At 42.2% G+C, this 13,150-nt stretch carries 9 protein-coding genes and 1 pseudogene; 8 read left to right on the plus strand and 2 right to left on the minus strand.

What is annotated here, in order from left to right:
- Positions 1 to 46: 46 nt before the first annotated feature.
- On the plus strand, positions 47 to 4,123 hold the full coding sequence (locus VRUMOI_RS14685; protein ID WP_110410726.1) for a hypothetical protein: 4,077 nt from the start codon (positions 47 to 49) through the stop codon (positions 4,121 to 4,123).
- Positions 4,124 to 4,412: 289 nt separating this feature from the next.
- On the plus strand, positions 4,413 to 5,327 hold the full coding sequence (locus tag VRUMOI_RS14690; protein WP_089139883.1) for an aldo/keto reductase: 915 nt from the start codon (positions 4,413 to 4,415) through the stop codon (positions 5,325 to 5,327).
- A 99-nt stretch (positions 5,328 to 5,426) separates the two neighbouring features.
- Here VRUMOI_RS14690 and VRUMOI_RS14695 read toward each other — a convergent pair whose 3' ends face one another.
- Positions 5,427 to 6,407, minus strand: a complete 981-nt coding sequence (locus VRUMOI_RS14695; RefSeq protein WP_089139882.1) for a LysR family transcriptional regulator — start codon at positions 6,405 to 6,407, stop codon at positions 5,427 to 5,429.
- Positions 6,408 to 6,516: 109 nt separating this feature from the next.
- Between VRUMOI_RS14695 and VRUMOI_RS14700 the strand changes: the two genes are divergently transcribed.
- The 6 genes and pseudogenes from VRUMOI_RS14700 (at position 6,517) to VRUMOI_RS14725 (ending at position 12,049) form a co-directional block, all read left to right on the plus strand.
- The gene (locus tag VRUMOI_RS14700) at positions 6,517 to 7,722 is read left to right on the plus strand and encodes a multidrug effflux MFS transporter (protein ID WP_089139881.1); all 1,206 of its coding nucleotides are present in this window, start codon (positions 6,517 to 6,519) and stop codon (positions 7,720 to 7,722) included.
- Between the two features lie 160 nt (positions 7,723 to 7,882).
- Positions 7,883 to 8,872 (plus strand): 2-hydroxyacid dehydrogenase, encoded by a 990-nt coding sequence (locus VRUMOI_RS14705; protein WP_089139880.1) that lies wholly within the window; start codon positions 7,883 to 7,885, stop codon positions 8,870 to 8,872.
- A gap of 27 nt (positions 8,873 to 8,899) precedes the next feature.
- Positions 8,900 to 9,232, plus strand: coding sequence for a DUF1294 domain-containing protein (locus tag VRUMOI_RS19780; protein ID WP_162598428.1), 333 nt, complete (start codon positions 8,900 to 8,902; stop codon positions 9,230 to 9,232).
- A gap of 24 nt (positions 9,233 to 9,256) precedes the next feature.
- Complete coding sequence (locus VRUMOI_RS14715) at positions 9,257 to 10,093, plus strand: sulfurtransferase (protein WP_089139878.1); 837 nt, start codon at positions 9,257 to 9,259, stop codon at positions 10,091 to 10,093.
- Positions 10,094 to 10,104: 11 nt separating this feature from the next.
- A complete protein-coding gene (locus VRUMOI_RS14720) occupies positions 10,105 to 10,524 on the plus strand; it encodes a GFA family protein (protein WP_089139877.1) in 420 nt (139 codons plus the stop codon).
- A gap of 110 nt (positions 10,525 to 10,634) precedes the next feature.
- Positions 10,635 to 12,049, plus strand: a pseudogene (locus VRUMOI_RS14725) (class II fumarate hydratase).
- Positions 12,050 to 12,118: 69 nt separating this feature from the next.
- On the opposite strand, the gene VRUMOI_RS14730 reads toward VRUMOI_RS14725, so the two are convergent.
- Positions 12,119 to 13,147 carry an OmpA family protein gene (locus VRUMOI_RS14730; protein WP_162598415.1) on the minus strand — a complete coding sequence of 343 codons (1,029 nt, stop codon included), beginning with the start codon at positions 13,145 to 13,147 and terminating at the stop codon, positions 12,119 to 12,121.
- Positions 13,148 to 13,150 lie beyond the last annotated feature (3 nt).

Below are 13,150 nucleotides of genomic sequence, written 5' to 3' on the forward strand. Positions count from 1 at the left end.
ACCAGAACAATTAGCAGAAGCCCAAGAAAGCGGCTTGTATCTTAGCATGCCAGAAGATGCAGATAGTGATTTGCATTTAACCACGGATGTCACGATTCGAGATTCAGATACTGAAAATCCAGATGATAACTATGATGAAACCACAATCCATGGCAATTTAGATGTGGATGTTACCTCGGTCGTCGAAGAAGACGGTGATGGTGTGAATGATGGTGGTAAGTTGGTTATCGATGATGCTGACGGTAATGCGATTACAGATACCGATGGTGACGGAATTCAGGATGTATATGAAGACCAAGACCCTAATGATGAGTGGTCAAATGAAATTCACTTGTCAGTTAACGATGTAGTTAATGGTAGCTCAGGTGGTAACAGCTTAGATTGGGTCAATGATGACACTTCAAGTGATGAAGTAATCAATAAAGTGATCATTACCTTCCCAGATGATTTGCCCGATGGTTTCCAGGTTGAAGGTGCGGTAAATAACGGCAATGGTTCGTTTACGATTACTGAAGATCAACTCGATGATATCGTGATTAAAGCGCCTCGTGGGTTTGATGGGGATGTGACTATACACGTCAGTGTTACCGTACAAGACCAGGGTGATGATGCTAACTCGGAAAGTGAGACAATAATCAAAGAAACCGATATTACTCTTCACTTTACTGATGAACATGATGGCGGTGGCGGTACTTATACTCCACCAGCTGCCGGCGATATTGATGATGATGCGACTCAAGATCAACAAGTCGATGCTTCAGAAGATCAAGAAGGTGGCGTCAATATAGGTGAGTTAATTTCTGATGGTTTGGTGATTAGCACTGATGATACTGATGGTGATGGCGTCTCTGATCTGGATAACGATACCACTTCGATCATTATTAATGCCGATGATTTGCCTCCAGGTGCCACGATTGGTGGTATGGAGTACAACGAGCAAACGGGTGAGTATGTCATTAGTGTCACCCCGAATGCTGATGGTTCAATAACGTTACCACCAGATGTGATTCTATACTTACCACCAGATTATGCTGGTGATATCGATATTCCCGTTAAAGTTGTGGAAACTGATAACGAGAGTGGCCAGTCTAATGAAGGCTCAATGAATATCACGGTTAATGTTGACCCTGTTGCAGATGCTCCAGACGTCACCATCACTGGCGGTGGCGATGAAGATAGCCTAATTGAGTTAGATTTAAGTACGGTTATTGGCGACCAAAATAACGGTGGTAAAGATAATGGCGGCGATGAAGAAATTACCGATGTGACAATTAAATTAGTTGATCCATCACAAGGTGAATTTGTCGACGCAAACGGTGATGTGATTCAACCTGATGCCAATGGTGAAATTCATGTTGACCCGAATGACCCAATTTATTTCCAACCTGCTCCAGATTTCAGCGGCACTGTTGATGTTACCGTGACAACGGATGTGACTGATACGGCAATGGTTGATGGTGAGGAAGTCAGTAATAGTGGTTCGTTTGAGCAGAATGTAAGCTTTGATGTTAATGCCGTAAATGATGATATTGAAATCAATGGTGAAGTCGCTACCGATGATAATCCTGTTCAAGTTACAGGTGACGAAGGGACATCGATTTCATTTGGTGATTTTAACGGTAATGTGACTGATATGGATGGCTCGGAAGAGATTGTTTCTGTCAGTATTACCGGCGTGCCAGATGGCTTCGTCATTGAAGGCGCTAATAATATGGGGGGTGGCGTTTGGTCTATCCCTGATGTAATTAGTGATGATGGCCAAAGTTTTGATTTATCAGGTTTGAGTATTCTGCCACCAAATGATTTTAGTGGTGATATTGACCTGACACTTAAAGTCTACACAACAGATGATAATGGTGATCCTGTTGAGAAAGACGTACCTGTTAATATCCATGTTGATGCAAAAGCAGATGCAGTGAATACCGATGTGGATGCTTCTGTTTCTGGTGATGAAGATGTGGCGAATGGCATAACGATCAATATTAATGCACATGCCGTTGATGATGAAAATAGCGTAACGGATCCTGCAAGTAATGTTCAGGAAGATGCACCAGAGCAAGTTCAAGTGACCATTTCTAATGTGCCTGATGGTGCGACTTTTGGATTCCCAGAAGGCTCAGATGGTGAAATTATTCAAAATCCAGATGGTACGGTAACGATCGTTTCAGATGGTTCGGATCTGGATAGCATCATCTTTTACCCACCAGAAGATGGTAACTCTGACAACATGACTGTGGCTGGCGAAGATTGGGACGGAACCCTTGATCTTGCTATCCAAGGTAATGATAACGGTGATACCTCTGGCCCTGTCGAAAACGTCACAGTTGATATTGATGTGAAGGCAGAAAATGATGCAGCGGTGAATACAGTACCTGACTCCGTTCCAGCGTCTGCTGATGGTGTCACTACGATCACAGGTTTACAAATTAGTGATGTGGACGCCTCGGAAGGTAAGGGTGACTTTACTGTTGAGTTACATGCTGGAAATGGCAGTTTATCTTTACCAGAAGGTACGGACACATCAGGTCTAACTATTACTGAAAGTGGTGATGGTACTTACACTATCGAAGGTTCATTAGATGATATCAATGCCGTACTTGATGGCGGTATTATCTATACACCAGATGATGGTTACAGTGGCGATGACACTATCACTATGACGACGACAGATAACGGTGATGCTGATGGTAAGAATCAAGAAACAACAGAAAGCACGATCACCATTACTGATGTTGTAAGCACAGAATCAGATGAACCTAGTGAGCAAGCTTCTAGCTATAACGCAACTTATACACCAACAGAGCCAGCTCAGAACTTACGTAGTCATCTGGCATCAGCAACATCACAAGTGAATGCAACATCAGCGATACCTTTAACAGCGTTACTATTAGGCGCTGCTGTTGCTGCAGAAGAAGGCGATTCGCTGCAATTAAACCACCTAGATGGTGCTCAAATTGTGGATGCAGATAACCAACCTTTAGGGACGGTTGCTGAAGATGGCTCTGTCACATTAACACCAGATCAAGTTGCAGAGGCTTATGTACACCAACAAGCTGAATCAACCACGACTGAATTTACAGTAGTGACTAAATCTGCGGATAACCGTGTGGTGGCCGAGCATAATGTTTCTACCGCAAGCTTTAATACCACAGGGTTAGATTCACAGCGTGATGATGCAGGTCAAAATAATTCATCGGCTTCGTCTAACAACGCTGAGAATGTACAAGCCGCGGCAGTGGGTGATGCGGAACATGCTGTAGAAGGTCAAAATGTGGCGGATTTATTAGCCGCAAACCCTGAAATGGCAGAGCAATTAGCCGAGAATGCTGATCTACTATCGGATGATTTACACGCGATCGTTGATGAAGTATCAGCGCTTTCTCAAGATAATATTGGTGAAACTGTCGCGGATAAAGTATCTGAACTTCAACAAGACGTGCATGACGCAACCACTCAAGATGATTTAGCTAACCAAGACTTGTCGCTAGCTGATAACCCATTTGATCATGAAAATGATACGGATGAGTTAGCAAGTAACGAGGATAGTTCAAATTACTTTGAGCAGTCTTCACAAGATGATGAGACAGCGTTGGCGGATGATGATGCGCTGAATGCTGATGATTCAAGTGATGATTTTGATAGCGAGCAAGATAGCTTGTATTCAAATGACGACGCGAGTGATAGCTCAATATACGCGGATGATGCAAATCAAGATGATGGATTCTTTGGCGATGATGATGACAGTTTTGATTGGGATCATCTTGCTGCCAATGGTCTAGATGGCGGCCTAGATAGCGATATGTCAGGCATGGAAATGACAGATGATGTGATGATGCTGCACAGTGATTCTGACTTTGATGTGTCAGATTTGCTTGATCAAGACGATCAGAATGGCAATCTTGATATGGATAAATTACTAGGTGAGGCAGCACCTTCATCGGCAGCAGATATTGGTAAGCCGGAAGAAGCATCAGCGGATGATTTAGCGTCTACCCAGCATCTTGACCAACCGGATGTATCTGGAATGGGAATGGATTTATCAGGGCTGCATGACACAAGCTCAGCAGGTCATATCATTAATGACTTGTTTGATCCAAACTCAATGAAACCAACCGATGGCTAATGTCATTTTAAGTTTGCAGTAATACAGATAGCCTCACCGAGAAACAATTGGTGAGGCTATTTTTATGGGTAGGAGCAAGAAACGGTTTCATACATTCATCGTATTAGCTGGAAAACGCTACTAAGATCAAACATTCTATAACCTGCATTACCGTGATGTTAGCTTTTTAAATTAGCCATTGTACCTAGATGAAAAACGCCATAGGATTGATAAAAATCGAGAGTAGTCATAGGCTTTCATCGAATTCAAAATATCCTCATCTGAGGTTAAACAACAGGGAGTCAACCAAATGGTTGCAGTGAAAAAACAACAAATAGCACCTCAAGGGCCTGAATTTTCAGAGCTAGTGCAAGGTTATTGGCGCTTAGGCGATTGGGGAATGACACCACAAGAACGTTTAACATTTTTAAAGCAACATGTTGAACTCGGTGTGACCACGGTCGACCACGCGGATATTTATGGTTACTACGAGTGTGAACAATTATTTGGTGAAGGATTAGCTCTCGATAAAAGCATGCGTGATCAAATTGAGATCGTCACTAAATGCGATATCAAATTATGCGGCGATAAAAATCCCGATTGGAAAGTGAATCACTACAACACCAGCAAGAATCACATTGTTGAATCAGTCAATAACTCATTAGCGCGCTTACAAGTTGAAGATATTGATGTGCTATTAATTCATCGCCCGGATGCACTAATGGATGCGGATGAAGTGGCTGAGACATTTTCTGAGCTAAAACAAGTCGGTAAAGTGAAGCACTTTGGTGTGTCTAACTTTACACCTCGTCAATTTGAGTTACTTCAATCTCGTTTAGATGCGCCGTTAGTGACCAACCAGGTTGAAATTAACCCATTAAATTTTGATGTAGTTGATGACGGTACTCTAGATTTGCTTCAACAATTGCGTGTAAAGCCAATGGCTTGGTCTTGCCTTGCTGGTGGCTCTATTTTTAATGGTTTAAAAGAGCAACATATTCGCGTACGTGATGAACTAGAAGCGATTCGTGAAGAAGTCGGCGCACAAAGTATTGATCAAGTGATCTATGCTTGGGTTCGTCGTTTGCCATCTAAGCCAATGCCAATCATTGGTTCTGGTAAAATTGAGCGAGTTCAAACTGCGATTGATGCTCTAAGCATTGAATTAACCCGTGAGCAATGGTTTAGAGTGTGGATTGCGTCGAAAGGTCACGGTGTGCCATAAACCACTATGCACGTATAGTAATTGTACTTAGTTAATAAGGAGCTCACTTGAGCTCCTTTTTACATTGTTTTGGTGTTGAATTCGGGGCAATCCGTTGTTTTATGATAATGAGGTAGGTTGGTACGGCAGTCCGGCCTGTTGAATAGATTGGCATATCGTCTCACGTATCCATTGATGACCTTGGTCTTGATTATTTCTTTCATGCCACAGCAATACATAAGCCATTGGCATAAATTCAAATGGTAGCGGTAATTGAGTCAGCGGATAAAGCTTTAGTGCGTGGCTAGCAAAGCTTGAGGGTAGGGTGAAGATCAAATCAGTATGAGCACATACGCTCGCCGCGCCATAAAAATCCGGCACAGTAGTATTAATTTTACGATGATGACCTAATTCTGCGAGGTAGTAATCTAACGCCCACCATTCCTTACCTTCGCAACGAACTTGCACATGTGATAACGCTAAATAGTGCTCTAATGTCCAGTCAGTCTCTTTAATTGTTTTTAATACGGGATGATCATTTCGTACCAAGCAAACTTGTTGATCCTTAAATAAGGTTTGGTGCTCAATGCCTTCGGGTAGCTTGCCGACACTAAATTCTGATTGAGGATGCAAATCCCGCCCAGCAATACCAAAATCGATTTGCCCGTGTTGCAAGTCGTTAAACGATTGGCCAGTCCATAGATAAGAATCAAGTTGAATATTAGGCGCTTGGTTAAGTAATGACCCAATAAAAGAGGGAATCAAGGTTTCGTAGGCACTTTCAACCATAGAAAAACTAAACTTACGGTGGCTCGTCTCTGGGGTAAACGTGGGTGGTTGAGTGATTTGGTATAAGTCTTGGAGTACGCTCGGCAAAATTTTGGCTAATGCGAGGGCATGAGCGGTTGGTTTTAAACCATGAGAAGTACGCTGAAAGAGGGGATCTTCTAGTGTATCGCGTAGACGGTTTAAGCTTTTACTTAATGCCGATTGACTTAAATTCAAACGACTTGCCGCACGCGTAACACTTTGTTCTTCAATCAGAACTTGTAAAATTACGAGTAAGTTAAGATCGATTCTGGCTAGTTTATCTAAATTCACTGTTATTCCTTTAGGGAAATTGTCTTTAGCTATTATACCATTTCTATTCATAACATCTAAGCGCTACACTAGCGGCCTTATCTGATGTGCCAACTTTTACGAGAATTCGATGCAACGCAACTTATTACCTATGTTAATGGCGATGGTGTTACTTAGCCCATTAGCTATCGATATTTATTTACCGTCTCTCCCGACGATGGCGGCGGAATTTTCTGTTTCCAATAGTGAAGTTCAATCCACTTTAATTCTATTTTTGTTCGCAATGGGATTAGGCCAGATTGTGATTGGCCCGCTTGCTGACCGTTTTGGTCGCCGACCAGTTGCGTTGTTTGGTGTCATTTTATACGGGTTGAGTAGTGTTCTAGCCGCCGTAGCACAAGAGTTTGAGTTGTTACAAATTGCTCGAGTACTACAAGGGTTAGCGGCTTGCTCGACTTCAATTGTCGTATTCAGCGCGGTTCGAGATTGTTACAGCGTAAAAGATGGGGCAAAAATTTATAGCTACCTCAATGGCGCGATTTGTGTGATACCAGCATTAGCTCCAACCTTAGGTGGGGTATTAGCACTGCATTTTGGTTGGCGTTCAACGTTTGTATTTATGACCTGCTATTCGATTTTGATTTTATGCATGGTGGCGTTTCGCTTCCCGGAAACACGACCAGCGAATACGGTCAGTGACGGCGCTCTGTACCGTTGGGCTCGTTATCAGCCAGTATTGATGGATCGACACTTTCTTTTTTATGCCATTTGCTGCATGACAGGCATGGGCGCGATTTTAACTTACGTGTCTTACTCACCAGTGTGGTTGATTGGACATTTAGGAATGTCGGAATTAGCGTTTAGTGGTTTGTTTGGTGTCAATGCACTGATTAATATCGGTGCTTGCTTTGGCGCACCATGGGTGATCAAAAAGCTTGGTAATCGCCCAACCGTTATCTTTGCATTATCATTATTTATCGTTTCGGCGGCTTTACAATTTGCGGTCCAGCAATCTGGGCTTGTTTCACCATTGGCAGCAGCGGCAGGTTTCATGCTACCAATGGCATTGCTATGTATTGGCTTTGCTTTGCTGCTTGGTCCGGCAACCAGCATGGCATTATCTGGTTTTGGCGAACGCGCTGGAACCGCGGCGGCAATGCTTGGCTTTATTCAAATGAGCGGCGCGTCATTATTGGCGGGCTTGATTCAACAAACCTCGTTAACGGCTCCTTATGCGGTGATCTGTGTAATGGGCGGCGGGGCGATTATATTGCTGTCAGTAATGTCGATGAAAAGAATGAACGCATGGCATGTCGAACGACTGGCTCACGATTGATGTGTCATGCTTCTCTTTATGAGTAATAGATGAAAGCCAGCCTAGTGCTGGTTTTTTATTATATGAATTTTGTATATTTGGCTTTCAATTATTTGTGTATGTGGGCTTCAGAGGCGTAGTATTGACCTAGATTGATTAATTTTTAAATCAGAGGTATCGGATGAAAATCTCAATGTTTAGCACAAAATCGTATGATGAAGCATCATTTTGTCAGGCGAATGAAAACCATGGTCATGAATGTCATTTTTATAATTTTCAACTGGATTTAAAAACCGCGTCAATTGCTGAAGATTCTCAAGTCGTCTGTGCGTTTGTTAATGATGACTTAAGTCGTCCTGTACTAGAGAAACTGGCAAAGCAAGGCACTAAACTGATTGCAATGCGCTGTGCCGGATTTGACCGTGTTGATTTAGAAGCTGCAAAAGAATTGGGATTACAAGTTGTAAGAGTGCCAGCATATTCACCAGAGGCCATTGCGGAACATGCAGTAGGCATGATGATGTGCTTAAATCGTCGTTTCCATAAAGCTTATCAGCGTACCCGTGATGCTAACTTTTCTTTAGAAGGTCTAACTGGATTTAACTTTTATGGTAAAACCGCAGGCGTGATTGGTACTGGTAAAATTGGCTTAGCCATTATGCGTATTTTAAAAGGACTAGGTATGAATGTTTTATGCTACGACCCATACCCTAGTGATGCCGCAAATGAGATTGGCGCAACTTACTCTTCGCTTGACGATATTTATCAGCAATCGGATGTGATCACACTGCATTGTCCTTTAACATCAGAAAATCGCCGGCTCTTAAATGCTGAATCATTTAGTAAAATGAAAGATAAAGTGATGATTATCAATACCAGCCGAGGTGGTCTACTGGATTCACAAGATGCCATTGAAGCGCTAAAAGCCGGAAAAATTGGCGCATTGGGACTTGATGTATATGACAATGAGAAAGAATTGTTCTTCCAAGATAAATCCAATGACATTATTACCGATGATATTTTCCGTCGTTTATCCGCTTGTCATAATGTTTTATTCACCGGACATCAGGCATTTCTAACGAATGAAGCATTAGCCAATATTGCTGATACGACATTAAGTAACATTAAGCTGTTCTCGCAGGGTAAGTCTTCTGGTAATGAAGTGCTCTAAAGTCAAACTATAGTAGTTAGTCATGGGGTGGAGTATTATTCGTATATCAATTTTACACTCCTTAAAAGAGTACGTTTTAATGATTACCCTGCAAGCTGGATTAATTTACTGCTTAATCCTGAGTTTTGTCACTTTTATTGTCTATTGAAAGACAAACGAGCGTCAATCAAAGGTAATTGGCGCACCCAGAAAAACGTTACACATACTTGCTTTTTAGGTGGATGGCCGGGCGCGTTGTTAGCTCAGCACCTCTTTCGCCATAAAACCAGTAAGTTTCGTTTTCAGTTTGTATTTTGGTTATTAGTTGCCCTTAATTGTATTGGTACAGTTTTGATCCAAAACCCTGATTTTTATATGTAATGTGAATCAACAAGGATTACCGCCATGAACTCTGATTATCCTTTAGTTTCTGCAACTTGGCTCTTTGATCATTTTTCTGACGATAATGTCGTTGTTCTTGATACGACAACTCAACATGCCGTGGTCGGTGAAGCCTTAGAATTGCCTCGTCAGTATTTACCTAACTCTCAGCTTTTTGATATCGAAAATGTTTTCCTTGATTTAACCAATCCACTACCAAATACCATGCCAAGCCCTGAATTGTTTATCGAACAAGCTCGTCAGCTAGGCATTAATCAAGATAGTGTGGTGGTGCTCTATGATGCTCGAGGTTTATATTCCGCTCCTCGCGCTTGGTGGATATTTAAAACCATGGGCTTTGAGCACGTTTATGTCTTAGACGGTGGACTGTCATTATGGCAATCATTGGGCTACCCATTAGTGGATTCTTATACTGATATAGATAGAGCGATGGGTAATGTGAATGCAAACTATCAAGCGCAGAAAGTGTTTAATGTGGATGATGTGTTAGCGGCGATTTCAAACGATGATATTCAAATTATTGATGTGCGTTCGCAAGAGCGATTTTTAGGTAAAGTCGCAGAGCCTCGTGAAGGGATGCGATCTGGACATATTCCATCTTCAATTAACCTACCTTTTAGTTCGGTACTTGAAGGGCATCAATTCAAGAAACTCGAGGCGCTGGAAACACTACTTGAACAGCATTTAGATGCTTCAAAACAGCAAGTATTTTCATGTGGTTCAGGCTTAACGGCGTGTATTGTCCTGATGGCGGCTTATCTTTGTGGCTATACTAACCTAGCCGTATACGATGGCTCTTGGGCTGAATGGGGCGCAAACCATGATCTACCGGTTGAATAAGGAATCGAGTTATGACGGATGTCAGTTATCCAGTAAAAGGCCAATGTCAGTGTGGTAGTGTGAACTTTACCTTGAAAGCGGCACCTAAAGTAGTAATGGCTTGCCATTGTAAAGAATGCCAAAAATTATCCACCAGTGCGTTTAGTATCACTTGTGTCCTGGATGCAAAGGATATTGATATTCAAGGTGAGCTAAAGCAAACCAGCCGCACTGCAGACAGCGGCAATGAAAATATCGGTCATTTCTGTGCTGGTTGCGGTAATCGTATTTATCAATTAAACCCTGCCGTGCCTGAAATGATCAAATTCAAGGCGGCGGCCAGTTTAGACGATACACGTATGATTGTACCGACGATGCATGTATGGACAAGCGAAAAGCAAAATTGGGTTGTGATCCCCGATGATGTTCAGCAATTTGAAAAACAACGTTAATCGATAACTGGTGAGCGTTGAATCATCTTCCCTTATCACAATGATAACTTGCATATCGGCCAAATAGGTTCGACACTGAAGCCATTCCATCACAATTTAAGGATGATGTTATGGCTTCTGTTCCCTTCAATACTTTTTACCGTACCGAACATGACAGCATGGGAGAGGTAAAAGTCCCCAAAGATGCTTTATATCAGGCTCAAACTCAACGAGCCGTCGATAATTTTTCAATCAGTTCTTTGACCATGCCTCCTCGTTTTATTCAATCTGTTGCCATGATCAAACAAGCCGCTGCTAAAGCTAACGAAGAGTTGGGTCTACTCGATAGTACGATGTCTAAAGCGATTCAAGCGAGTTGTCAGGCCATTATAGATGGCGAGTATCTTGACCAATTTCCTATCGATGTTTTTCAGACTGGTTCTGGTACCAGCACCAACATGAATCTTAATGAAGTGATCGCGACCTTATCAAATCAAATTCTTGAAGAAGAAACGGGGCAAGCACAGCGTGTTGGGCCGAACGATCATGTCAATATGGCGCAAAGCAGTAATGATGTGATTCCCTCGGCGATTCAGCTTAGTGCATTAATGGCGATTGAAGATGAATTGATTCCTGCCATGGAGCATTTAAGTCAAGTGTTGAAGGCAAAAGCGTCTGCACTATCTCATATTGTGAAAACCGGTCGTACTCACTTAATGGATGCGATGCCAGTAACCATGGGGCAGGAGTTATCTGGTTGGAAGGTGCAAATCGATAAAGCTCGCTGCCGCATTGAACAACTCTTGCCTGATTTAAAGCAATTGGCGCAGGGCGGAACTGCAGTGGGTACCGGCATTAATGCACCTCAAGAATTTGCTCAATTATTTACTCAGCATCTGAGTTCAATAACGGAAAGTCCATTCAGCCAAGCGACAACTATTTCTACAGTTTAAGCTGCCAAGACTCAAGTGTGGCTGTATCTGGTGAATTAAAAGCCTATGCTGTAGCCTTAATGAAAATATCCAATGATCTACGTTGGATGAATTCAGGGCCACTCGCGGGAATAGGTGAAATAGAACTGCCAGCTTTACAACCAGGTTCATCGATTATGCCAGGAAAAGTGAATCCTGTTATCCCCGAAGCCGTAGCCATGGCAGCAGCTCAAGTGATAGGGAATGACACAACGATTACGGTTGCAGGGCAAAGTGGTAATTTTCAATTAAATGTGATGTTGCCAGTGATTGCTCTCAACTTACTGCAAAGCATTGAACTACTGGCTAATAGTTCACGCAGTCTCGCGGATCAAGCGATAAAAGATTTTGTTGTGCGAGAAGATAATTTGGATTTGGCTCTCGTTAAAAATCCAATTTTAGTGACCGCGTTAAACCCTATTATTGGCTATGAAAAAGCTGCGCAAATTGCCAAGAAAGCGTATAAAGAAAAGCGTGCGATTATTGATGTGGCAGAACAAGAAACGGAATTATCTAGAGCAGAGTTAGAGAAAGCACTTGATCCGAGTAAGCTCACTCAAGGTGGTATCTGTTAGTTAGGAATAAAGCAGAAATAAAAAGGCCGCTGCGGTTAACAGCGGCCTTAAAGTTATAAGCTTAGAGGCTTAATCTTGATAAGTAATTTCGATACGACGGTTTTGTTCACGACCTTCAGCTGTTGAGTTATCAGCAATAGGGTTTTCTTCCCCTTTACCTTCAACGTTGATGCGTGATTCATCGATACCATTTTCAGTTAAGTAATCAGCAGCTTTTTGTGCGCGTTTTTCTGAAAGTTTTTGGTTGTATTCAGCTGCCCCTGTTGAATCAGTGTAACCGATAACGGCAACATTAATTTCAGGACGTTGTTCTAAATATGTGACTACTGGATCTAAAGAGCTTTTTGCATCTGATGTTAATTCAACAGAGTTATGTTCAAAAGCACCTTTTGATAAGGTTGCTGCTGGTAATGGCTCTTCTACAACAGCTGGTTCTGGTTCTGGCTCTTGAGCGGCTACCACTGCCGCAGTTGTTGCCGCTGCAGCAACTGGTGCAGCACTATCTGAACTACCAAAATAGTAACTTAGGCCAAGAGATACGTAGTTAACATCAGTTTTACCTGTTGTGCTACTTTCGCCTACGTTATCAAACCATTGATATTCGGTACGTACACGCCAGTTATGGCTTAGTTGATATTCGACACCAGCACCTAACATTAGTGACCAGTTTTCATCGCTATCATTATAAGCACCTGTTTTTTGATCGACATAGTTATATGAAGTACCTACTTTACCAAATAGATTCCATGCGCTAGTAAGGTTCCAATCTAATTTTGCCCCTAATTCACCATTCTGAATCTGAGTTTTATTAACTTCGCTACCAGCAACATGCTCTTTCGAATTACCAAGGTAGTTATAACCACCTTCTAAAGAGAACCATTCGTTAAATTGATAACCACCATAGACACTACCAGCCCAGGCATCATCATCAATATCACCGTCATTCTGACCGAAATCGAAATTAGACCAACCGGTTTTAGCACCAAGGTAAAACTCTCCGGCATTTTCTGCAGCGGCATTAACCTGTGGCGACATAAGAAGAGAAAGAGAAATGATTGACGCGACAGAAGGGTAAAAAGACATTTGTTTAATATTCATATT

The sequence above is a fragment of the Vibrio rumoiensis genome, assembly GCF_002218045.2.
Taxonomy (GTDB): Bacteria; Pseudomonadota; Gammaproteobacteria; order Enterobacterales; family Vibrionaceae; genus Vibrio; species Vibrio rumoiensis.

What these genes read in the sequence shown, in the direction of transcription:
- VRUMOI_RS14705 (WP_089139880.1), top strand. Translation starts at nt 7,883, where the DNA reads ATGAAAATCTCAATGTTTAGCACAAAATCGTATGATGAAGCATCATTT.
- VRUMOI_RS14730 (WP_162598415.1), bottom strand. Translation starts at nt 13,147, where the DNA reads ATGAATATTAAACAAATGTCTTTTTACCCTTCTGTCGCGTCAATCATT.
- VRUMOI_RS14700 (WP_089139881.1), top strand. Translation starts at nt 6,517, where the DNA reads ATGCAACGCAACTTATTACCTATGTTAATGGCGATGGTGTTACTTAGC.
- VRUMOI_RS14720 (WP_089139877.1), top strand. Translation starts at nt 10,105, where the DNA reads ATGACGGATGTCAGTTATCCAGTAAAAGGCCAATGTCAGTGTGGTAGT.
- VRUMOI_RS14690 (WP_089139883.1), top strand. Translation starts at nt 4,413, where the DNA reads ATGGTTGCAGTGAAAAAACAACAAATAGCACCTCAAGGGCCTGAATTT.
- VRUMOI_RS14715 (WP_089139878.1), top strand. Translation starts at nt 9,257, where the DNA reads ATGAACTCTGATTATCCTTTAGTTTCTGCAACTTGGCTCTTTGATCAT.
- VRUMOI_RS14685 (WP_110410726.1), top strand. Translation starts at nt 47, where the DNA reads ATGCCAGAAGATGCAGATAGTGATTTGCATTTAACCACGGATGTCACG.